This window comes from Paenibacillus antarcticus (assembly GCF_001637225.1).
GTDB lineage: Bacteria > Bacillota > Bacilli > Paenibacillales > Paenibacillaceae > Paenibacillus_AQ > Paenibacillus_AQ antarcticus.
Window position 1 is genome coordinate 199,915 of sequence record NZ_LVJI01000024.1, and the last position, 23,396, is coordinate 223,310.

At 41.5% G+C, this 23,396-nt stretch carries 16 protein-coding genes and 1 pseudogene; 13 read left to right on the plus strand and 4 right to left on the minus strand.

Annotated features, from left to right (window positions below; all coding sequences use genetic code 11):
* Window positions 1-88 precede the first annotated feature (88 nt).
* Window positions 89-1,699, minus strand: coding sequence for a response regulator transcription factor (locus tag PBAT_RS17120; RefSeq protein ID WP_068651168.1), 1,611 nt, complete (start codon window positions 1,697-1,699; stop codon window positions 89-91).
* Window positions 1,674-3,527 (minus strand): sensor histidine kinase, encoded by a 1,854-nt coding sequence (locus PBAT_RS17125; protein ID WP_068651170.1) that lies wholly within the window; start codon window positions 3,525-3,527, stop codon window positions 1,674-1,676. Before PBAT_RS17125 ends, PBAT_RS17120 begins: the two co-directional genes overlap by 26 nt.
* A gap of 143 nt (window positions 3,528-3,670) precedes the next feature.
* On the opposite strand from PBAT_RS17125, the gene PBAT_RS17130 reads away from it, so the two are divergent.
* The 6 genes and pseudogenes from PBAT_RS17130 to PBAT_RS17155 form a co-directional block, all read left to right on the plus strand.
* A complete protein-coding gene (locus tag PBAT_RS17130) occupies window positions 3,671-4,621 on the plus strand; it encodes an ABC transporter permease (RefSeq protein ID WP_068651172.1) in 951 nt (316 codons plus the stop codon).
* 15 nt (window positions 4,622-4,636) lie between these two features.
* Window positions 4,637-5,509, plus strand: coding sequence for a carbohydrate ABC transporter permease (locus PBAT_RS17135; protein WP_068651174.1), 873 nt, complete (start codon window positions 4,637-4,639; stop codon window positions 5,507-5,509).
* Between the two features lie 62 nt (window positions 5,510-5,571).
* The gene (locus tag PBAT_RS17140) at window positions 5,572-6,336 is read left to right on the plus strand and encodes an alpha/beta hydrolase (protein WP_068651177.1); all 765 of its coding nucleotides are present in this window, start codon (window positions 5,572-5,574) and stop codon (window positions 6,334-6,336) included.
* 35 nt (window positions 6,337-6,371) lie between these two features.
* Window positions 6,372-8,537, plus strand: a complete 2,166-nt coding sequence (locus PBAT_RS17145; RefSeq protein WP_068651179.1) for a glycoside hydrolase family 3 N-terminal domain-containing protein — start codon at window positions 6,372-6,374, stop codon at window positions 8,535-8,537.
* Between the two features lie 58 nt (window positions 8,538-8,595).
* Window positions 8,596-11,940 (plus strand): GH36-type glycosyl hydrolase domain-containing protein, encoded by a 3,345-nt coding sequence (locus PBAT_RS17150; RefSeq protein WP_068651181.1) that lies wholly within the window; start codon window positions 8,596-8,598, stop codon window positions 11,938-11,940.
* Window positions 11,941-12,372: 432 nt separating this feature from the next.
* A pseudogene (locus PBAT_RS17155) lies at window positions 12,373-13,032 on the plus strand (imm11 family protein); the annotation flags it as partial.
* Between the two features lie 352 nt (window positions 13,033-13,384).
* Here the strand turns inward: PBAT_RS17155 and PBAT_RS17160 are convergent.
* Entirely contained in the window at window positions 13,385-14,302 is a 918-nt protein-coding gene (locus PBAT_RS17160) for a LysR family transcriptional regulator (protein WP_157091325.1), read from the minus strand.
* A gap of 200 nt (window positions 14,303-14,502) precedes the next feature.
* On the opposite strand from PBAT_RS17160, the gene PBAT_RS17165 reads away from it, so the two are divergent.
* The 7 genes from PBAT_RS17165 (at window position 14,503) to PBAT_RS17195 (ending at window position 21,844) form a co-directional block, all read left to right on the plus strand.
* The gene (locus PBAT_RS17165) at window positions 14,503-15,429 is read left to right on the plus strand and encodes a phosphate ABC transporter substrate-binding protein PstS family protein (protein ID WP_068651187.1); all 927 of its coding nucleotides are present in this window, start codon (window positions 14,503-14,505) and stop codon (window positions 15,427-15,429) included.
* Between the two features lie 89 nt (window positions 15,430-15,518).
* Window positions 15,519-16,424 carry a phosphate ABC transporter permease subunit PstC gene (pstC, locus tag PBAT_RS17170; RefSeq protein WP_068651189.1) on the plus strand — a complete coding sequence of 302 codons (906 nt, stop codon included), beginning with the start codon at window positions 15,519-15,521 and terminating at the stop codon, window positions 16,422-16,424.
* Window positions 16,421-17,317, plus strand: a complete 897-nt coding sequence (gene pstA / locus PBAT_RS17175; protein ID WP_068651192.1) for a phosphate ABC transporter permease PstA — start codon at window positions 16,421-16,423, stop codon at window positions 17,315-17,317. The genes pstC and pstA overlap by 4 nt, the downstream gene beginning before the upstream one ends.
* Before the next feature lie 12 nt (window positions 17,318-17,329).
* On the plus strand, window positions 17,330-18,085 hold the full coding sequence (pstB, locus tag PBAT_RS17180; RefSeq protein WP_068651193.1) for a phosphate ABC transporter ATP-binding protein PstB: 756 nt from the start codon (window positions 17,330-17,332) through the stop codon (window positions 18,083-18,085).
* 177 nt (window positions 18,086-18,262) lie between these two features.
* Window positions 18,263-20,053, plus strand: a complete 1,791-nt coding sequence (locus PBAT_RS17185) for an ABC transporter ATP-binding protein (protein WP_068651195.1) — start codon at window positions 18,263-18,265, stop codon at window positions 20,051-20,053.
* A gap of 4 nt (window positions 20,054-20,057) precedes the next feature.
* Window positions 20,058-20,738 carry a response regulator transcription factor gene (locus tag PBAT_RS17190; RefSeq protein WP_068651197.1) on the plus strand — a complete coding sequence of 227 codons (681 nt, stop codon included), beginning with the start codon at window positions 20,058-20,060 and terminating at the stop codon, window positions 20,736-20,738.
* Complete coding sequence (locus tag PBAT_RS17195; protein WP_068651199.1) at window positions 20,735-21,844, plus strand: sensor histidine kinase; 1,110 nt, start codon at window positions 20,735-20,737, stop codon at window positions 21,842-21,844. The genes PBAT_RS17190 and PBAT_RS17195 overlap by 4 nt, the downstream gene beginning before the upstream one ends.
* 42 nt (window positions 21,845-21,886) lie before the next feature.
* On the opposite strand, the gene PBAT_RS17200 is transcribed toward PBAT_RS17195, so the two are convergent.
* The gene (locus tag PBAT_RS17200; protein ID WP_068651201.1) at window positions 21,887-23,272 is read right to left on the minus strand and encodes an MATE family efflux transporter; all 1,386 of its coding nucleotides are present in this window, start codon (window positions 23,270-23,272) and stop codon (window positions 21,887-21,889) included.
* Window positions 23,273-23,396 lie beyond the last annotated feature (124 nt).

The following is a 23,396-nucleotide window of genomic DNA, read 5'->3' on the forward strand; positions in this document are numbered from 1 at the left end:
TGTGTTTGATCTCTACAAGTGTTACTTTATCAAGTTTTGGGGGAGGGCATCTATATGAGTTTATTAGTTTTGATAGGACTATGTCATGCTATTTATTACTGTCTCTATATTCCTGCGGAGTTACCCCGAATTGACGTTTAAACACTTTGATAAAGTAAGCAGGATCCATGTATCCAATCTCCATGCTGATTTCATACACCTTTTTGTTGGACGTTTTAAGCGAATGACAAGCACGCTCCATTCGAAGGTGTGCTATATAATCACTTATTCCTTCACCGGTTTCAATCTTATAAATTTTGGATAAATGCGTTGGGTGCAGATTCACATGGTCAGCTAATACACGTAATGAAACATCGAGATGTAAATTTTTATCGGCAAACTCTTGTGTTTTCTTTACATACAGGGAACGGATGTCTTTGATTTCATTTGATGTTCCCTCTTTCAACTTGCTGAGCACCCCGAGAGACCACATTCTAAGCTTACTGATGGAGGAGAAGGCATCTCCATTCTGTAGCGGTTCAATATCGCTTCCAAGTAAACTAACGAGCGTATGACCATTCCGGTGTGCAAGATGAGTGAATGAAGCAGAGATTAAAAAGCCAGCCTCCATACAGTGCTCCCAAGATCCGAACCATTTCTCATCTAGTTCTGCGCATACTGCGAGAAGCTTCTCTTCCGCAGCCTCCCAGCGGCCAGCCTCAAGCAGGTTGATGAAAGTAGGAGGAAGGTATAGCGCGCCAAGTGGCCCTTGTGTAGCGTTATGTTCCAAGTTACTGACCCGCATAACGAATTCTCTTTCATCGCCAACAATTTGTCTGAAGTAAGATGAAGCTTGCCGGAAATGTTCCGACAGCTGCTCTGGGAACTGGAACCACTCCGTTATGACAATGGATAGGGATCCTTTTAGAAATTGTTTCACTTTATATTGAAGTTGCGATGATAACTTCTCCAGAATGGTTTCTTTCCCTATCACTGAACCCTGTTCTTTGAATTGAAGTAAGAACACAAGATATCCATGCTCTTCCTTGACGCCCCAGACTTCCATATATTCGCCCATAATCTCTTCAGCCATGTTGATGATCGCATATTCGATCAATGGTTGCCCGTTGTTTCTATATTGTCCAAATTCTTCCTCCATGCGAACAAGCATTAGGGCGCATTCCCCATAGTTAAATGGCAATCCGTAATTATCTAGTTTCCGGCTCCATTCATCGGCAGACATACGATGACCTTTCAATGCGTCAAGGAGTAGCTGACCACGGAGAAGGGGGAGGTTCTCCCGAAGGGTATGCTGGGTGCGTTCGAATGAGCTAACGGTTTCCCATTCCAGATTTAATTGATCGATCGCGGCTTTGACTGCCCCAAGCAATTCGATATCCGTAGGTGGCTTAAGTAGGTAATCTACAGCTTTATGCTGTACAGCTTTTTTGGCAAATTCAAAATCTGAATGGCCGGATAATATGATACATTTTATTCTTTTGTCACGTATGCGAATTCTTTCTATTAACTCAATCCCTGTCATTTCCGGCATTAGAATATCTGATATGACAATATCGATAGGATGCGTATCGATGATTTGAAGTGCCTCGTGTGCAGAATAAGCTTTATGTACATGTTCAATTCCAAGTGTGTGCCAAGGTTTGGTCATAGATAGATTGTCTACCCAGTGAGCTTCATCGTCTACTATTATCATTTGCATGTTGTGTGTCTCCTTGTGTGTATGGATAATTGCGATGTTCGTCTACCGTTGGTATCTCCCAAATGATCTCAGTTCGGAAACCTCCAAGTGGTGATTTGGTGAAATACAAATAAGAGTTATTTCCAAATTGGTGAATGATCCGTTGATTGGTATTCCAAAGTCCACAGCCCATTTCTTCCTTCAAAGGTTCTTGCATTTTATGATTTAATGCATCTTCCTGATCTGGATTTAACCCGGGTCCATCGTCATCGATGAACACTTTGCAATATCCATTAGATATCTCACCACTGATCCTAATTTCGCCTGATGTATACGACTTCGCTACGCCATGAATGACGGAGTTCTCGACAATAGGCTGGAGCATCAAGCGCGGTACAGATTGGGTCCTCATTTCCTGAGGAATATCAATATGATAATCAATTCTACCGTTACGAAGTTTTTGGATATCTAAATAGTTGATGAGCAGTTGGATTTCTTCCTGTAAGCTAGCTGTTTCTCGTTCCATCCGAGTGGTATAGCGGTAATAAGCGCTTAAATTGTATGCCATAGATACGACAGCTTCCTCATCCTTCATCTGAGCCATATTAATAATATAACCAAGGCAATTGTAGAGGAAGTGCGGATTTATTTGTGCTTGCAACTGTTTTAAGGTTGCTTCCCGTGCACGGATTTTCTCATTGAATACGTTCTCAATTAAGTCTTGAATTTGACCTGACATATCATTAAAACGGTGAAATAGAAACGAGAACTCATTATGGTCTTTTGAATGTAGCCGTACTGAATAGTCTCCACGTTGAACACGCCGTAAACCCTGTACCAGTTTTTTAATAGGACGTTGAACGTTTCGGTATAACAAAATTGATGCAGAGATACCGACCACAAAAAGTAAAAACATTGAAAAGTAGAACAAATTACGGCTGAACGACATTGGTCCTAATATCTGATCGAGTGGGACAACGTCTATCAAATGCCAATCCAAATTGGAAGATTTAACAGAACTAACAAAATAAGTGTTACCATCTAACTTCACGACATCCTGCGTGGTGTTCTCCGGTGACTTTCCATCCAAATAACGTATCAATTCGCTCGTAAGCTGCTTGTCCGCACTTCGGTTCAGGATCGGGGCATCGCCTTTGTGATAAAAGAATGGATCACCCTGACCGCCGGCTTTATATGTATCTAGCATATTTTGAATGTTTTCATAACTGAAACTAGCTTCAATCACTATACTGCTACCCGACAGTTTACCTTGCTGAGCTAAAGAATCACTATAGAACCAATAAAAGGACTTTAGTTCGTCAGTGGACTGGTTGCTACCGTCACCGTACGTCCATTGGCCACTTATATTTCTCTTTAAATAATCCTCATCATATTCCGGTGCTTTTTCCGGCGATATATTGTAATTAGAAAGGACATCTTTGTTCTGCTGAGAATGAACCGCATATTTGGCAGGCCATATATCCATCACTCCGGCCTGAAGTACCATTTTTTCTTGAATCGCATATCGGGTCTGCATTCGATCATAACGATCTTCCCAGATTCTGAGTCCGTTGAATTTCTGAACATTCGGATCTTTAGAGAAAACATGGCTGAAATCCTTCATTTGATTCATTCTTGAATCAATTTGGCTAGATAGAAATGTAAGTTGTTTGGTGTTGGACATCTGCAACTCGTTGCTTACAACATCATACGTGACGTTGTTTGAATACGTATATACGATAATGATAGGTATAAATAATACTATAATTAGACAGTTCATTTTAGCAAATAGACTAAACCTCGTTCGAGCCTTTCCTTTAAGAAAAGTAATGCCACCCTGCAATTGCATAATTATCCCTCCAGACCGATATCCCCTAACAAAACCATATTAATCCTAACAATGTTATATAGTCAGTTCGAATGACATGCTTGATACTATATATATCAGAGATTCTCATGACATACAAAATATTTTTTGAAGGGGAGAGAGCTATGGAAGCGAAAACTGTACAGCCGGTGAACCTTGAAACTAGCCGAACTATAAAGAGAAAAAAAAGTTATAAGCAACCGTGGGTGCTGCACTTAATGGTATTACCAGCGGCCATTTTAGTATTTATTTTTTCTTATATTCCTATGTCAGGCATCATTATGGCATTTAAAGATTATAAACCAGCATTAGGAATTATGGATTCTCCTTGGGTCGGTCTGAAACATTTTAGATATATGTTTGAAAATGATTATTTCATGCAAATTGCGTGGAATACCTTATTTTTTGCTTGTTCCAAGATGGTTATGAATTTAATTGTTCCATTCCTATTCGCATTATTATTGAATGAAGTGAGGAAGATGGCACTCAAAAGAACCATCCAAACGCTGGTCTATTTACCACATTTTCTGTCATGGGTCACTCTTTCAGGAATTTTGATTGATATGCTTGCCCAGACGGGGATCATCAACCAGTTGATTTCAAATGTGTTCGGTATTAAGCCGATTTTCTTCTTAGGAGATGGTGCTTGGTTCCGATTTACGATCATCTTTAGTGATGTGTGGAAGGAATTTGGGTTCAATACAATCATCTTCCTTGCAGCACTCTCGGGTATTAATCCATCGCTATACGAAGCAGCCGAGGTCGATGGAGCGACCCGTTGGAAGCAAACGATGCATATTACGATCCCTTCCCTTATTCCCATCGCTATCGTTATCGCGACCTTAGCACTAGGTAATGTATTGAACGCGAACTTCGACCAGATCTTCAACCTATATAGTCCTTTAGTTTATCAACAAGGAGATATTATTGATACATTCGTGTACAGAGAAGGTTTGCTTAGCGGTCAATTCAGCTTTGCAACGGCAGTCAGTCTAATCAAATCTGTCATTAGTTTAATCTTAATCGTTATATCTTATCGTCTCGCCTATAAATTTGCGGGGTATCGAATATTCTAGAAAGGATGACTACTGATGTATCATAAAACGCTGTCTTATAGAATTTTCAGCATATTCAATAATGTATTTTTGACTATAATTTCAGTTCTTTGCTTATTACCGATGTATCACTTATTGATGGTATCCATGAGCTCATCTGCCCCTGCGAATGCGGGATTGGTTACATTCTGGCCTATCGGATTCACATTAGAGGCCTATGCACAAACATTTAAGAATGCGAATTTCCTTGCATCCTTATGGGTATCTGTACAACGAACAATTATTGGAACAGGACTCGCTTTGATCGTTAACACCATTGCCGCTTATGCGCTCTCCAAAGAAACTCGTGTATTTCGTGCACGCAATATTTATCTTTGGTATTTTGTCTTTACGATGTTATTCACCGGAGGTCTGATTCCAGGCTATATCCTTATTCTTAAACTTGGATTGATGAATAATTTGATGGCCCTTATCCTTCCAGGTTTAGTTGCTGTATTTAATATTATTCTACTTCTGAATTTCTTCCGGGGTGTTCCTAAAGATCTTGAGGAAGCAGCCTTCATCGATGGAGCGGGTCAATTCAGAACCTTCTTTAGTATTTATTTACCACTCTCCATGCCTGTAATTGCGACGGTTTCGTTGTTTATTATGGTAGGACATTGGAACGCATATTTTGACGGTATGATCTATATGAAAGATGCGGCGAAGCTTCCACTCGCGAGTTTCATGCAAACGATTATCGTTAAGGCAGATATGTCGAGTCTAGATGCGGCAGCTATTGCTAGTCTATCTCAACGAACCATTCGCGCATCGCAAATCTTTATTAGTGCGCTGCCAATACTGTTAGTATATCCGTTCCTACAGCGGTTTTTCGTGACAGGTATTGTTGTTGGTGCGGTAAAAGAATAAATAAGCAAAGTAAATGTTTCAAACAAACATATTCGGTTCAGTTAAGCAGGAGGTGACATGAATTGGCTGTGATTCAATGTCAGTTCTTTTCAGAAGTAATAAGTTTATCTATGGGCATTAATGTTATTATTCCTCAACAAGCTGCACTTAAGGCTAGTGGTTCTGGCAAACTGCCTGTCTTATATCTGTTGCATGGATTGAGTGCGGATCATACAGATTGGATAAGACATTCTTTCATTGAACGTTATGCTGAAGATAAAGGAATCGTTGTGGTCATGCCAAGCGTAGGACGCAGCTATTATACAGATATGAAGTATGGCTCACCTTACTTTACATTTCTAGGTGAAGAACTACCGAAGATTGTAAGAGCGTTATTTCCTATTTCTGAGCGTAGGGAAGATACATTTGTAGCAGGTATGTCCATGGGCGGTTATGGCGCATTGAAGCTTGCTCTTTCCTTCCCGCAAAGGTATGCGGCTGCTGCAAGTCTGTCTGGCGGATTAGATATTGTCAGTCGCATGAACGGTGCTAACAATTTTCAGCCTAATGAATTGATCGCTATTTTTGGGGATGTGGCTGAGTTGAAGGGAAGCACAAATGACTTGTTCTACTTATTAGATACATTGAAAGCCTATAACGGGGATAAGCCTATGTTATATCAAAGTTGCGGAACGGAAGATTTTCTGTATGACAATAATCAGACTTTTAGAAAATATGCATTAGATTTGGGGATAGAAGTGACATATGACGAAGGGCCTGGTGAACATGATTGGGATTACTGGGACCCGCAAATTCAGCGTGTATTAGATTGGCTACCGATAGAATAATTAAGAAACAGACATAACATATGTGGAGGATAATTATGAATAATACACAACTGACCGGACTGCTAGAACAGATGACGCTCGAAGAGAAAATAGCTCAGATGCTGCAATTGGTAGTATCTTATTTCGTAGAGTCAGAAGTGGATGGTCAGATCACTGGACCGATGGAATCGCTTGGGATTACTGAAGAAACGGTGAATCAAGTCGGTTCTGCGCTAGGTATTGGTGGAGCAGCTAGAGTGATTCAAGTGCAACAAAACCATATGAAGAATGATAGATTAGGTATTCCGATGTTATTCATGGCGGACATCGTCCACGGTTACAAGACGATATTTCCAATACCTCTAGCGATAGGGTGTTCTTGGGATCAGGATTTAGCAGAACAAAGTGCGGCTATCGCTGCGAAGGAGTCCGCGGTATCGGGTCTACATGTAACGTTTGCTCCGATGGTTGATCTTGTGCGAGATCCACGTTGGGGACGTGTGATGGAATCCACAGGGGAAGACCCTTATTTGAACAGCTTGTTTGCCCGATCATTCGTACGTGGATTCCAAGGAGACGATTTAGCTAGTGATGTTAATCGTGTAGCTGCTTGCGTGAAGCATTTTGCAGCCTATGGTGCTGGAGAAGGTGGACGAGAATACAACACGGTCGATCTATCTGAGCGACAATTGAGAGAGTATTACTTACCTGCATACAAAGCGGCCTTGGAAGAGGGCTGTGAGCTCGTAATGACATCTTTTAATACGGTCCATGGTTCCCCAGCTACAGGAAATCGGACGTTGATGCGGGATATATTGCGTACGGAATTTGGCTTCGACGGGGTACTTATCTCAGACTGGGGCGCAGTGATTGAGCTCATTGCTCACGGAGTTGCAGAAGATGAAGAGCAAGCGGCATTCTTAGCCATTCAAGCAGGCGTTGATATTGAAATGATGACTTCTTGTTATGTTAAGTATCTACCGGAACTTGTTAGAAGCGGTAAAGTAGACGAGTCTCTCATTGATGAAGCAGTACGTCGTATACTTCATTTAAAGAACAAGTTAGGGTTGTTCGAGAATCCTTTACGTGGAGCTGATCCAGAAGCAGAACGAGAAATCGTATTCTGTGATGAACATAGAGCTGCCTCACGTGAACTTGCGTCCAAATCATGTGTTCTTCTTAAAAATACAAATGTTCTCCCACTTCAATCAGAGCAACAGATCGCTCTAATTGGTCCGTTCGCGCAGAGTAAAGATATCCTTGGTTCATGGTCATGGACGGGTGCAGAAGAGCATTTCATGAATTTACATGAAGCTATACAGGGGAGAATAACATCCTCTAAAGTGTTATCTGCAGAAGGTTCAGGTATCGATACGATAACAGAGAAGCAAATACAAGAAGCAGTAGAGATCGCTCGTCAATCCGATGTTATCGTTCTTGCGTTGGGTGAGAGCTCACTTATGAGCGGAGAAGGCGGAAGTCGTACTGACATTCGTTTACCAGAAGCACAGCTTCAACTGATTGCTACTTTACGTACATTGGAAAAGCCTATCGTGGTTGTCTTATTTAATGGACGTCCTTTAGACCTTCACGGTGTTGAAGATCAGGTAGATGCTGTTCTGGAAGCATGGTTCCCAGGAAGTGAGGGGGCTAGCGCGATCACAGACATTCTATATGGTGATGTGAATCCATCAGGCCGTCTATCGATGTCGTTCCCACAGTCGGTGGGACAGATACCAGTGTACTATAACCATTTCAATACAGGGCGTCCGAAAAAGGAATCCGAACCAGATAATCGCTACGCATCACAATATTTAGATAGTCCAAATGAGCCTTTATATCCATTTGGTTATGGATTAAGTTATACGCAATTTAAATACGATGACATGGTACTATCTTCGGAAGAAATGACTTCTGACCTTCCACTTCAAATTACGACGAAGATCACGAACACTGGCAATATGCCTGGGGAAGAAGTTGTACAACTCTACATTCGTGATATCACAGGTGAGGTTGTTAGACCGATGAAGGAGCTGAAGGCTTACTCTAAAGTTCTGTTACAGCCGGGTGAATGTATAGAAGTCAGCTTTACAGTGACAGAGGAGCAACTTAAGTATCATCATTATGATTTAAGTTACACAAGTGATGCTGGTGAGTTTGCCGTGTTTGTAGGGCCGAATAGTCGTGATGCGGTAGAGCGTAGATTTCGTCTTTTGAAGTAAACAAGAATTGCAACATAGAATCTATTAAACCTTACAGATAGAGTAGGAGTGAGAAGATATGGTATGGAAGAATGCCGAACTGTTTACTTTGGAAGCAGGAAGTCTAATGTTTAAATTCTTGCCAAGTGGAGATTTGTTTCAGGCTACACATGGCAGAACAATGATTAATCAATGGTTATCGAATTCAATCGATGGGTCGATGAATAATATATATTTACGATTACATGATGAAGAGGGAATTAAAGCGTACCCTTTGCTCGGAGTTAGGTCTCAGAGTCGTGTTCGTAAGTTTGATAATCGCGTTGTATTTGAAGGCATCGTTGAAGCTGTCCGTTATCAAGTAATGTTCACACCTACAGAGCAGGGGATATGGTTCTGGGATGTCAAAGTTGAGGGGCATCATAAGCAAATAGACGTGATTTATGGACAAGATATGGGTAACGCAGATGCAGGTACGGTTCGAAGCAACGAGGCGTACTTATCTCAGTATATTGATCACACGGTATTTGAAGATGAACATCATGGATATGTTGTCTGCTCAAGGCAGAATCAACCTCAAGGAGGCGCATTCCCTTACATACAACAGGGGTCTTTAACGAAGGCTGTTTCCTACTCAACAGATGGGTTTCAATTCTATGGATTGTCCTACAAAGAAACGAATCTACCCGTGTGTTTAACGCAAGATACGTTGGCGAATGAAGTCTATCAATATGAATTTGCCTATACAGCGCTACAATCGGAACGCATTTCGTTAGATGGAGAAGCTAGATTCGTATTTTATGGACTATGTAAGGAAGACCATCCAAATGCGATTTCTACATTAGAGTTCGGTGAGGAAGTATCACAGGCACGTAAGGCTGTTGAGATGTTAAGTTTGGACGGTGGAGAACTTCTAACTCAGGTATCCCTGTTAGCTTCCATAGGAACACCACTACATACGGAGGTTATGAGTGAGGCAGAAATACATCGTTTATTCCCTAATCGCCAACAAGAGGAGATGGAAGGGGACGACTTGCTCGCTTTCTTCACAGATGGTTATGAACATGTGGTTCTGAAGGAGAAAGAGCTAAGAGTTGAACGTCCTCATGGCCATATACTAATGAGTGGCGACAATGTAACGTTGAAGAAACCTGTTATTACAACGACTTCTTATATGTACGGAATATTTAACTCTCAGCTCGTTGTGGGTAATACTAATTTCAATAAAATGACGACCAATGCTAGAAATCCACTTAATATACCGAAAACATCAGGACAGCGTATCTATATCGAGATAGAGGGTACGTATCGACTATTGACGATGCCATCCCTATTCGAGATGGGCTTCAACTACGTACGTTGGTATTATAAAATGCAAGATGATCTATTAATCATCACTAACTTTACGACGGTAGATTCACCAGAAGTTCGATTGAATGTACGTTCAGAACGTGGTGTATCTTATCGTTTCTTAGTGAGTAATCAGATTACAATGAATGTCAATGAATATGAGGTTGCTTCTCATATGCGGGACCATGGTGATTATCTGTCATTTCATGCAGACGAGAAATCCTTAAGTGCTGATATTTATCCAGACTTGGAGTATCGCATTCATGTGACAGGGACAAGCGTGACGGTTTCAGATGAGCGTATGCTCGTGAGTACTGTTGAACCGGGTGAAGCTTCGCTAACTGTGCTTGCGTTAGATGCTAGCAGTGAATGGACGATGACTTTCCAAGGACTACTGAACGGTGGGGAACTACCTTTAGTAGAGCGACAGGTTGATGAAGAAATAGCACGTTACCGGGAATTCTTCCGTTCAGTCATGAATGGATTCCATTTGTCAGCAGCGAATGGGGATGAAGAGGAACTGTTTAAAGTAAACGGACTCGCTTGGTGGTATACGCACAATATGCTTGTCCACTACTCCGTACCACATGGCCTAGAGCAGTATGGTGGAGCTGCATGGGGAACACGTGATGTCTGCCAAGGACCTGTTGAATATTTCATGGCGACTCATAAATATGATCAGGTGCGTGCAACGTTGTTAACGATATTCTCTCACCAGTTCGAAGATGATGGCAATTGGCCACAGTGGTTCATGTTCGATAAATATACGAAGATTCAACAAGAAGAAAGCCATGGCGATATCATCGTATGGCCGTTGAAGGTACTAGGCGATTATTTGAGTGTTACTCGTGATTACAGCATATTGGAACAACAAGTTCCCTATACAAGTAAACATGGATTTGATTTCACAACGCAGACGGCTACAGTATTAGAGCATGCTTATAAGGAAATAGATTATATCAAGAATCATTTCCTACATGGCACGCACTTATCTTCCTACGGGGATGGCGATTGGGACGATACACTTCAGCCAGCGAATGCGCAATTGAAACAGTATATGGTAAGCAGTTGGACGGTAGCGCTAACGTATCAGACGTTGAACCAATTCTCACGTGTAATGGAAGCTATTGATCCAACATCAGCGGCAAGTTTACGGAGTCTAGCTGAGGGAATTCAAAGTGATTTCAACAAATACATGCTAGAGACTGAAGTTATTCCAGGTTTCTTGTATATGGAGAATCCCGAAGAAGTGAAATTATTGGTTCATCCAAGTGATACGGAGACAGGTATACAATATCGTTTGTTACCGATGACACGAAGTATGATTAGTGAACTGTTGACACCTGAACAAGCGGCGTCGCATTATGACATCATCCGTGAACAATTATTTTGTCCAGACGGAGTAAGGTTAATGAATCGTCCTGCACACTATGATGGAGGCGTGAGCACCCACTTTAAACGTGCTGAACAAGCATCGAATTTCGGACGTGAGATTGGACTGCAATATGTACATGCTCATATTCGTTATGTGGAAGCGATGGCTAAGCTCGGTAAAGAAGATGAAGTATGGAGCGGGCTTGCTCGAATCAATCCTATAGGGTTGAAGGATGTTGTTCCTAACGCCGAAATACGTCAAAGTAATGCGTATTTCAGTAGCTCCGATGGTAAATTCAACACGCGTTATGATGCGCAAGAGAGATTTGATGAATTACGTAGCGGAGATGTACCTGTGAAAGGTGGCTGGAAGATTTATTCTAGTGGCCCTGGGATCTATATGAATCAATTGATCTCTAATGCTCTAGGTATCCGCCAAGAGGCAGGGAACTTGATCATTGATCCGGTTCTACCACAGTCGCTCGATGGCCTACGATTCGACTTCGAATACGCTGGAGCGCCAGTGCAATTCGTGTATCATTTAAATACTGGTGAGAATCGTGTCACTGTAAATGGTCAGGATGTTGCCACAGAGACTACGGCGAATCGTTATCGTACCGGTGGATTGCGGATTGATCGGAAAGAATTCGATCGTGTGCGTTCGATGGATGCGAATGTTGTGGAAATATATATAGGTTAGCAAGGTAAGAAGAATTGCACCCCTTAGAACAAACATTGGAGAACCTCTTAGGTTCATCCGATGAATCGTTCTAGGGGGTGTTTTTTTCTGTGCCTGTGTATCTTCCCTCACAGATAGAATTACAGACGATATTCGAAAATATAACAATAATATACATATTAACTCTTCAGCAAATGGTGTATATTTACACAACGTGTTTGTTTGATAGGTAAATAAAGGAATGTGGAACAGGTCGGAATAATGTATTTACACTAAAGGGGAACTCACAATGAAAATATACAAATTAAATAATCATACGAAATCCATGTTGCTAGCTGCCGTAGAAAATAGAACCCATCCTATTAATTCTGACTTTGAGGGTGAGTCTAAAGCTCATGAGTGGACGCCTGTCAGAGTAGAAACTCTCTATAAAAAACATATAGAGATTTTCCACACTACATAATTGGACAGCCAGTAATCAGTAAACGTGTTAAACAATTGATTGATCCATATTTTTCATCCGAAGTTGAAATGTTACCGTTACTTCACGATGAGTTTGAATTATATATGTTAAACGTCATCAATGTACTGGATTGTGTGGATTGGGAACGCTCAGACATCCAAAGGTTTAAAGATGGGTCATGGGCAGGCTTTAACAAAATTGTTTTCGATTTCATAAGAATTCCTGATAACACGTATATGTTTAAGTTTAAAGAAATGGCGGGAGTATGTGTATATGTTACTGAAGCCTTTAAAGATTTAATCGAAAGTAACAAACTGAAGGGCCTCGACTTTTCTGAAGTATACGACTCAGAATTCACAGAGGAGAAGGAACAAGAACAGAAGATTGCTTATGAAGCAGCGATAGCGGCTGTTGAGCAAAACAAAGGGCAAGAATTCTCATATGAAGAAGCCGAGGAACGAGTGAACCAGGGAGCGGCAGTAGCCAGCGGTAAATGGAAAATGCAGTTGGATAATAAGGGTGGATTATGGCTTGGTGAAATCATTCTAGATTTAACTTATCAATGGATGATACCAGTATATATACCACCTGTGTTGCTAGGATTTCAATGGCATGAAGTAGAGAAGTCAGAGATCAGAGATCTAATGTAGCGATTAGTGTTTCATACATAAACGATTGATTGTTCAGATAATCAGGTTACAGATAAGTGAAGCCCCTTAATATAAGAGGGCTTCTTTATCTGGCTCTAATTCAAAATCAGTGCTTGTAGAAAATAATGGAGTATGTGAGAAGTAGCGAAGGTGACGGAATTGTCCTGAAGAAGCGTAAGCGTTCGCCTACAAGCTTTCCGTAGGAAAGCTACTTCGAAAGCATAAGCTTGCCCTCTGATTTCAACCGCTGAGGCGGTTTACAATCAAGAAATCGGAGGGCAAGAGCGATCGGAAGGACAATCCGTCATCGTAGCGGCACACTACACAATGTGCAGATATTTTCAGTGGCTCTTTATAAGTTCGCCTTCATGTGCTCCTTAATAAACGCCACAAACTCACTCCGCAATGAAGACTGGGAAGAATCGGGTGGATAGGCCATGTATGAGGATAAGGTAGAATTTGTTTGTTCGGGAATAGGTAGACACATGAGAGTTCCTTGAGCAAGTTCGGCTTGAATACCTTTTCGTGGAAAAAAGGAAATATGATCATTGTGCGACACCGCTAATTTCACAGCTTCTGGTGAATCCATCTGAATTCGTTCCCAGAGATGAATGACATTTACATTAGACCAAGCTAAGATGAATTCCTTTATACAAGATCCTTCTGCATGTTGAATGAAGAATTGTTTGGCTATGAGCTGGGGGCTGAGCTGTTGAAGCTTCGAGAATGGGTGTGTCGGACCAAAGATGACAACAAGGTCATCTTCCCACAGATGTTCATGTTGAAACCCATCGAATATCCCTTGACGTGGTAGACTCGATTGGCAAAACGCTATATCGATATCTTGATTCTGTAGCATTTGATGAATCATATGGGTAGGTTTAATCGTCATTTGAAGTCGTGTGCCAGGATATTTATTGGAGAATATACTTATTAATTCTGGTAAAAGATAAGTACCAATGGTGGAGTCAGCTCCGATATGTAATGTCCCTTTATCCAATATCGCATAATCACGAACCACCTTTTTGGCTTCGGCAGCAAGTCCAGTTATTTTCAGAGCATACGGATATAGAGCCTTTCCTGCTTCAGTTAGTACCATTCGTCCTCTCTTAGATTCAAACAATACAGTTCCCATTTCTTCTTCCAGACTCTTCATATGAAAGGATACGGAGGGCTGCTTCATATTCAGTTCCTTTGCAACGTCGGTGACCTTTTTATATTTCTCTATGTAAACAAGGATCATTAATTTTAGAATATTGATCGTAATCACACCTTTTTGTTTTATTATGATTAATTCATTATAGATAAAATCTATACATTTATAAAGTTTATGTGGCGATATTTATTTTTAATTTTACAAACTAACGATTTTGCAAAAATGTTCGCGAATTACAATAGATTTGTAGGTTAGCAACAAAAACTTATATCGACACGAATAATACAGAGATATTCAGGAGGAGAGAATAAACAATGAAATTGAAAAAACCAGCTCTATTAATGGGTACACTAGCTCTAGTGCTTGCATTATCTGCTTGCGGAAACAACGGGGAAAATAAAGGTGCTAGTAATTCAACAGATACTAATAAAGCTTTAACTGGATCGCTTCTTGCAGTTGGATCAACGGCATTACAGCCATTGGTAGAGCAAGTTGGACAGAAATTTATGGCTGATTCTAAATATGCAGGAGTTCAAGTACAAGTTCAAGGCGGCGGAAGTGGAACAGGTCTTACACAAGTGTCCGGAGGACAAGCGGATATCGGTAACTCGGACGTGTTTGCAGAAGAGAAATTGAAAGATGCAGATGCTGATAAGGCAAAAGAACTTATTGATCATCAAGTAGCAGTCGTTGCGATGTCCATCGTGTCCAATAAAGATACAGGCGTGGATACATTAACGAAGCAACAGATGGTAGACATTTTCACTGGTAAAGTAACGAACTGGAATGAAGTTGGCGGTATTGATGAGAAGATTGTTATCGTAAACCGACCAAGCAGCTCCGGAACGCGTAGTACTTTTGAGAAATATGCATTAGGTACGAAGGTTGAAGATATGGCTGGTGCAATTCAAGAAGAATCATCAGGTACGGTTAGAAAAATCGTTGGGGAAACACCGGGTGCTATTGGTTATCTTGCATTTTCTTACTTAGATGATTCCATTACATCAATCAAGTACGATGGTGTTGAAGCGAAAGTGGAAAATGTAATTACTGGGGAATATCCAGTATGGGCTTATGAGCATATGTACACAAAAGGTGAGCCAAATGAAGTCGTAAAAGCATTCCTAGATTACATGGTTTCCGATGAGATTCAAAATGGCGATGTAGTTGAACTAGGATACATCCCAGCTTCCCAAATGCAAGTAACTCGTGACGTAGACGGAAATGTGACAAAGAAATAATTAAATCATCAAGAGTTATGACCACCAAATACTCAAAAAAGAGGCGGATTCATCTGCCTCTATTTTCACTTTAAGAAAGTAGGACAATTATGAAATCAAATAATGGATCGCCTGTCCTCATCAAGAAGCATCATTTGGAAGATTGGATTGGACGAATTTATACAACCTTTTGTGTATCTCTCTTAGTGATTATTATCGTATCAATGATGTATTTCGTAGCATCCAAGGGACTTACAACCTTTATTAAAGATGGCGTTAATGTGGGTGATTTCTTATTTGGTACGAAATGGGATCCAAATGGGGATAATCCTGTATTTGGCGCACTTCCGTTTATTGCGGGTTCCTTTGCCACGTCATTACTAGCTGCACTTATTGCAAGTCCATTAAGTATATGTGCTGCGCTTTTCATGAACGAAATCGTACCATCTTGGGGAAAGAGACTTCTGCAACCTGTTATTGAACTATTGGCAGGAATTCCTTCGGTCGTATATGGTTTCGTGGGATTGAGCGTTATTGTACCCCTATTTCGTGATATATTTCCTGGTCAAGGAATCGGGATTGCAGCGGGTGCACTCGTCCTTTCGGTTATGATTCTACCAACGATCACGAGTATTGCAAGTGACGCACTTAGTTCACTTCCTAAGGGGTTGAAGGAGTCTTCTTATGCGCTAGGAGCTACAAGATGGCAGACGATCTACAGCGTGATTCTACCAACGGTTATGCCTTCCTTATTGACTGGAGTAGTCCTTGGTATGGCTCGTGCATTTGGTGAGGCATTAGCCGTGCAGATGGTTATCGGTAATGCGCCACATGTACCTCGTTCCTTGTTTGAATCAGCGTCCACACTTACGAGTGTCATTACGTTGAATATGGGGAATACGGTTATGGGATCTGTCCAAAATAACGCACTATGGAGCATGGCTCTTGCACTGATGGTCATGACATTTATATTCGTTATTGTTGTTAGGCTCTTGGAAAGGAGACATCGGTTATGAAACCAAGAACAGCTGATAAAATTGCCACAGGGGTTATCGTTACATTTTCCTCGGTTATTGTTGCCGTATTATTGGGATTGTTAGGATTTATCCTATTCCGAGGACTTAGTCATATTAGTTGGTCCTTCCTAACTTCTGTTCCACAGACAATCAGAGCGGGTGGAGGTATCGGACCTCAATTATTTAACTCACTCTTCTTACTCGTTCTAACACTCATTATTACCATTCCCTTGGGTCTAGGTGCGGGTATTTATATGGCGGAATATGCGAAGCCAGGTAAGATTACAGGTGCTATTCGTCTCGTGGTTGAAGTACTATCCTCGTTTCCATCGATTGTGGTTGGTTTGTTCGGTTTATTACTTATCGTTAATACATTTGGGTTCGGGTTCTCATTGTTCTCAGGTGCACTTGTGCTGACGATTTTCAATCTTCCACTGATGGTACGTGTAACTGAACAAGCTTTCCGAGGTGTTCCTAAGGAACAGAAAGAAGCTGGTCTTGCCTTGGGTCTATCGAAATGGAAAATTATCATATCTATTCTGTTGCCAGTCGCTATACCTAATCTTGTGACAGGAACCGTTCTTGCAGCGGGGAGAGTATTCGGGGAAGCAGCAGCACTTCTATTCACAGCTGGAATGTCCACACCAAGATTAGACTTTACGAATTGGAATCCACTGAGTCCGACGTCACCAATTAATCCATTCCGTCCAGCCGAAACGTTGGCCGTGCATATATGGAAAATTAATAGTGAGGGTCTTGCACCGGATGCCATGGCGATTGCTGCCGGAGCTTCAGCAGTATTGGTTATCCTCGTACTAATATTTAATTTAACTGCTAGATGGCTAGGAAGAGTGTTATACCAAGCTTTTACTGCATCTAAAGTGATGAAATAGGGGGACTAAATGATGCAAACAACCTTTCGAACCGAGAACCTAAGTGTTTTTTACGGAAAATATGAAGCGGTAAAGAATATAGATATGAACTTCCCAGAACAAAGCGTAACGGCCTTGATCGGTCCATCCGGGTGTGGGAAATCCACATTTCTACGTTCATTGAACCGCATGAATGATGATATTGCAGGTTCCAGAATTACCGGGAAAATCTGGATTGATGGAAAAGACATCAATGCACCAGGAACTGATGTGATTGAATTAAGACAAAAGATCGGGATGGTATGGCAACGCCCTAATCCTTTTTATAAATCGATTTATGATAATATCGCTTTTGGACCGAAATATCATGGCATCAAGGATAGACGGAAATTAGATGAGATCGTTGAAAGTAGCTTACGGAAAGCGGCATTGTGGGATGAAGTAAAGGATCGTTTGAAGCAATCCGCACTATCATTATCCGGAGGTCAACAGCAAAGGCTTTGTATTGCGCGGGCACTATCTGTTAATCCACGTATTCTGTTGCTGGATGAACCTGCTTCAGCACTTGATCCTGTATCCACAGCTAAAGTTGAAGAATTAATCATAGATTTGAAGAAAGAATTAAGTATCGTTATTGTTACACATAACATGCAGCAGGCTGCAAGAATATCTGATTATACAGCTTATTTCTATTTGGGTAGTGTTGTGGAACATGATAAGACAGATATCATTTTCACCAATCCTACGAATTCAAATACACAAGAATATATATCAGGTCGGTTTGGATGATACTGCTGCATATACAAAAGAGACGAAAACCTTCACGAAGGATTTCGTCTCTTTTGTTATAATTTGATATTGGTTTGTTTAACTTCAGTTTACATAGGAGTATTATTGTTGTCTTACGGCAGGAAAGGTCTTTTAGACTTATTTATCACACACAACCGTAAGAAAAGGGGAACGTCCATGAATCGAAATAAATCTAAACGTCAAGAAAGTAAGGCAAGCAAGCCATTCTTGACTCTATTGAAAGAAACAAAGCCTTCATATGGGTTGCTTGCTATAGCTATTGCTCTTAGCATCATATCTACACTGGTAGGATTGGTTATCCCGTTGTTCACCAAAACGTTAGTAGATGGATTCTCGCTAGCATCTGTTAGCAAAATGCAGGTTGCTGCGATCGCAGGTGCTTTTATTGCGCAGACGATCGCCGGAGGCGTCTCTATTTATATACTCAACTATGTTGGGCAAAAGATGGTTGCATCTCTGCGTGAACGACTATGGCGGAAGTTCTTAGTTCTACCGGTATCCTACTACAACGAAGCTCGTACTGGTGAGAGTGTAAGTCGTATGACGAACGACACAGGAGTCATCAAGACGCTGGTATCAGAGAACATTGCAAGCCTCTTTACCGGCGTGATATCTATTGTGGGTTCGATCTCCGTCTTGCTCTATTTGAATTGGAAAATGACGTTGGTACTGTTCACCGTACTTCCACTTTCTGCACTCATACTTGTGCCACTAGGGCGCCAGATGTATAAAATATCAAAGGGTATGCAAGATGAAACGGCTTCATTTACAGCTACATTAAGCGGAGTTTTGTCAGAAATTAGACTGGTTAAATCCTCGGGGGCAGAACAGAAAGAATTTAAGGCCGGAAAAGCTGGTATTATGAATTTGCTATCCTTCGGAATCCGTGAAGGTAAGATTAATGCCATGATTAACCCACTTGTCTCGTTCGTACTTATGATGCTACTTGTAGTCATTATTGGTTATGGAGGTATGCAGGTATCGTCGGGTGCTCTGAGCGCTGGAGAATTGGTTGCTTTTATTTTATATTTAATTAATATTGTGATGCCTCTTACGCAACTGACGACGTTCTTTACGCAAATTCAAAAAGCGAAGGGTGCTTCAGAACGTATGATTGAAACACTTGGAGCAGAAGAGGAAATGTACGAAGGGAAAGAGATTATTAATGGTTCAGAGACCGCTATTCGTATAGAGGGCGTCTCCTTTGGATATAAGACGGGTGAAAATGTATTAAATAATGTGAGCTTTCAGATGTTGCCAGGTGAGGTGACTGCGATCGTTGGACCTAGCGGAGGCGGGAAGACGACGTTATTCTCCCTTTTGGAACGATTCTATATGCCCTTATCAGGTGTGATCAAATTTGGGGATAATCCAGTTTCAGAATTCTCTCTCACGTCTTGGCGTCGTCAAATCGGCTATGTATCCCAAGAAAGTCCTTTACTCGCGGGAACAATTGCTGAGAATTTAGGGTATGGGCTTGATCGAGAAGTTAGCAAGGATGAAATGATTAACGCTGCAAGAATGGCATATGCCGACGGTTTTATTGAAGAATTGCCAGACGGATATAATACCGATGTGGGCGAACGTGGCGTGAAGCTGTCTGGTGGACAACGGCAACGGATAGCGATTGCCAGAGCATTGTTACGCAATCCCTCCATATTAATGCTGGATGAAGCTACCTCCAGTCTGGACAGTCAGTCGGAGGCCGTAGTACAAAGGGCACTCTCCAATCTGATGAAGGGACGGACAACCGTAGTCATAGCACATCGGCTGTCTACGGTTGTGAATGCCGATCAGATTATTTTTATGGAGAAGGGTCGGATTACCGGAACAGGAAGACATGAAGAGCTACTTCAGAACCATGAGCTTTATCGACAATTTGCTACGCAGCAGCTACAAATGCTAGCACCAGAAGGTGATACTAGTGTTGACGAGGAGGATAGATAGGGGGATGCCAAAAATATTAGTTGTGGATGACGACCCACATATCCGCGAATTAGTGGAAGTGTTTCTGAGAGCTGAGGGGATGGATGAGGTATATGGCGCGTGCGATGGAATAGAGGCTATTCATCTTCTTGAAAGCACTTCTGTAGATATGATTATTCTTGATGTCATGATGCCGAATATGGATGGGTGGGAGTTGTGCCGTCAGCTACGGCAGACCTACGATTTTCCGATTCTTATGTTGACGGCCAAAGGAGAAACATCTCAGATTGTGAAAGGTTTTGAGCTTGGGACAGATGATTACCTCGTGAAACCATTTGAACCTATGGTGCTTATAGCGAGGGTTAAGGCGCTGTTGAAACGCTATCAGATATCTGCTGCACAAAGAGTAACCATTGGCCGTTTACAGATGAATCGCAAGACGTATGAGGTGTTCACCGAGCATGAAGATATCAGCCTACCCCTTAAGGAATTTGAACTTCTATTCAAGCTGGGAAGTTACCCAGGTCAGACATTGGCGAGGGATAGACTGATTGAAGATATCTGGGGATATGATTATATGGGCAATGAACGTACGTTGGATGTACATATTAATCGACTACGTGAACGATTTCCCCAAGATAAATATGGGTTTTCCATACGTACAATCCGAGGGCTGGGTTACCGGTTGGAAGGGGATACAGGATGATAAGGAGATTTAAGCAGATAGCTCAAATTATTTGGAAATTATGGTTTCTCATAACAGTTATTATTGCTTCATGGACGGGGGCATATTTTGCATCTAAACTTATATTCCGAATCATGGGTACGCCCTCATCGGTTTTTGTAGCACAAATGATCAGCATGTTACTCCAATTTTTATTTATTTTCTGCATTATGGCAATCATCGGATTTTTCATGCGCGGACAGGAGAGCGCCTTCTATAATCCGATCATTATGGCGATAAGGCAAATTTCTCAAGGCGATTTCAAAGTCGTATTAGAAACTGATAGTCGTTATAGGCAGTTCGGGGGAATCGTTGAAGGAATTAATGAAATGGCCAGTGAGCTTAGCCAAATGGAGACGATGCGCCAGGACTTCATCTCTAATGTATCGCACGAGATTCAGTCTCCGTTGACTTCGATACGCGGGTTTGCGCGTGCATTACAAAGTGACACGCCGAGTCTAGAGAGTAGAAGGCATTACCTAGATATTATTGAATCGGAAAGTACCCGTCTTTCTGGGCTTAGCGATAATCTGTTGAAGCTGTCTGCACTAGAAGCGGGTAGCTTTCCCTTCGAGGTTAAAGCTTATCGTTTGGATAAGCAGCTGAGGGAGATGGTTCTGGCCTCTGAGCCGCAATGGTTAGGGAAGAATATTGAGGTCGAGGCTGAGCTCGAGGAGATTTCTTTTCATGCAGTGGAAGATCTAATGAGTCAGGTGTGGACCAATTTATTGCATAACAGCATAAAGTTCACCCCACAGGGCGGGTTTATCCACATCCGCCTCCAGATCATTGCTGAGAGCATCGAAGTAGAGATCAAGGATAGTGGCATAGGGATGACTGAGGAGGAATTACCACGTGTCTTTGAGCGTTTCTATAAGGCGGATAAATCCAGAAGTTCCAGTGGTGGTGGAAGTGGGCTAGGTCTATCATTGGTGAAAAAGATTGTCGAAATTCATGACGGAAGCATAACTGTAAATAGTCGTTCACGCGAAGGAACATCTTTCGTGGTGCATCTGCCTTTGAAGATGTGCGAACTTGGAGTAAAAGGTAAAGAACTTGGAAATGCCAAAGAGCAGGTTGGAGGTTAAATGCCCCTTGACCTGCTCTTTTTTTACTTAATAATTAATATCTCAATTCACAGTCGCAACGTCATTCACGTCAGATTCCACAGTCTCGTGTTGAATAAGTCCATGCTTTTCCCAAGCTCTACTCTTCCAACGGAAGAACATAATGATGGCTCGTAGCCATTCATCGCAAGCAATGGCGATCCACACCCCGGCAAGACCTAGATGAAGTTGGAATATTAACACATAACCGAGCGGTAAGCTCATGCATACCATCGAGATCAGGCCCATGTACACGGGGAACTTAGCATCGCCAGATGCACGTAATGAGTTGATGATGACCAGATTAGTCGTTCTCCCGGTCTCTAGGAATATACTAAGCAGAATCACTTGGGCGCCCATCATGATAATACTCTCGTTATTCGTAAAGAGACCAAATAGGGGTACACGGAAGAAGATGATTATCCCATCAATAATGACCGTGACGAGAAGCGCCCATTTCACACTTGTAAATACACGCTTGTAGGCTTCATCTGACCGCTTAGCACCAACGAGGTGCCCAACGATAATGGAGGTTCCCATGGAGACAGCTAAACTGAATAGAAAGATATAACTGGAGATATTAACTGCATACTGGCGGGTAGCCATGGCTTCTGCACCTAAATAGGTAACATAAAGAGTAAATACGAGCTGGCAGGACTGATAGGTTATTTGCTCAAAACCGGACGGAATGCCAATTTTGAGTATTTTTCGTACATGTTCTTTGGACAGATGAATGTAGTAGGACCACTTTACAGGCACTTCCATAATTTTATTAAGCAGTAGAAAGAATAAGATAAGGCAGATTAACCGACTAAGTACTGTTGAAATGGCCGCACCTTGGACGCCTAACGCAGGAAAGCCAAAATGACCAAAGATTAAAGCATAATTTCCTACGACATGAATGAGGTTCATCAGCAATGAGACGATCATCGTCTGTTTAGTAAAGCCGTGTGTGCGGATGGTTGCAGCCAACGCATTTATTAATGCCTGTAAGAAAATAAAACCTCCGACAATGTTCAGATACGATTGTGCATAAAGGTAAATATCACCTTGCACATTTAGCGCAGACAATAAACTTCCACCAAAGAGCAGTAGTAGGGCACTTAGAATGAAACCTATTAACAGATTAAGTGTAATGGAGTTCCCTGTTACTTGAGCAGCTTCAAGAGGTTTCCTTGATCCAAGAAATTGAGAGATCACAATCGCTGCACCATTTCCAATCACACTAAGTACTAGAATGGCAATGGAAATGATTTGATTTGCTGCACCGACACCAGACACAGCATTATCAGATACAGAACTGATCATAAATGTATCTACGCTGCCCATGAGCATAAATAAGAATAGTTCTAGAAATATTGGCCAAGTTAACTTGAGGAGATTAAATTCTTGATGTTTTTTTTGGTTCATAGTACTCCTTCTTATGTATGTATAATTTTGTGCTTTGAAATGCTAAACATGAGTAATGGTAGCACAGCTTTTATGAAAATGCAGTACTATTTGTGGAATATCAGAAAACAAATATGTTAATCAC

Excerpts from the sequence above, each read along its gene's own strand:
- pstB (WP_068651193.1), top strand. The coding sequence starts at position 17,330 with ATGCAAACAACCTTTCGAACCGAGAACCTAAGTGTTTTTTACGGAAAA.
- PBAT_RS17120 (WP_068651168.1), bottom strand. The coding sequence starts at position 1,699 with ATGCAAATGATAATAGTAGACGATGAAGCTCACTGGGTAGACAATCTA.
- PBAT_RS17135 (WP_068651174.1), top strand. The coding sequence starts at position 4,637 with ATGTATCATAAAACGCTGTCTTATAGAATTTTCAGCATATTCAATAAT.
- PBAT_RS17145 (WP_068651179.1), top strand. The coding sequence starts at position 6,372 with ATGAATAATACACAACTGACCGGACTGCTAGAACAGATGACGCTCGAA.
- pstC (WP_068651189.1), top strand. The coding sequence starts at position 15,519 with ATGAAATCAAATAATGGATCGCCTGTCCTCATCAAGAAGCATCATTTG.
- PBAT_RS17190 (WP_068651197.1), top strand. The coding sequence starts at position 20,058 with ATGCCAAAAATATTAGTTGTGGATGACGACCCACATATCCGCGAATTA.
- PBAT_RS17200 (WP_068651201.1), bottom strand. The coding sequence starts at position 23,272 with ATGAACCAAAAAAAACATCAAGAATTTAATCTCCTCAAGTTAACTTGG.
- PBAT_RS17150 (WP_068651181.1), top strand. The coding sequence starts at position 8,596 with ATGGTATGGAAGAATGCCGAACTGTTTACTTTGGAAGCAGGAAGTCTA.
- PBAT_RS17195 (WP_068651199.1), top strand. The coding sequence starts at position 20,735 with ATGATAAGGAGATTTAAGCAGATAGCTCAAATTATTTGGAAATTATGG.
- pstA (WP_068651192.1), top strand. The coding sequence starts at position 16,421 with ATGAAACCAAGAACAGCTGATAAAATTGCCACAGGGGTTATCGTTACA.
- PBAT_RS17185 (WP_068651195.1), top strand. The coding sequence starts at position 18,263 with ATGAATCGAAATAAATCTAAACGTCAAGAAAGTAAGGCAAGCAAGCCA.
- PBAT_RS17125 (WP_068651170.1), bottom strand. The coding sequence starts at position 3,527 with ATGCAATTGCAGGGTGGCATTACTTTTCTTAAAGGAAAGGCTCGAACG.
- PBAT_RS17165 (WP_068651187.1), top strand. The coding sequence starts at position 14,503 with ATGAAATTGAAAAAACCAGCTCTATTAATGGGTACACTAGCTCTAGTG.
- PBAT_RS17130 (WP_068651172.1), top strand. The coding sequence starts at position 3,671 with ATGGAAGCGAAAACTGTACAGCCGGTGAACCTTGAAACTAGCCGAACT.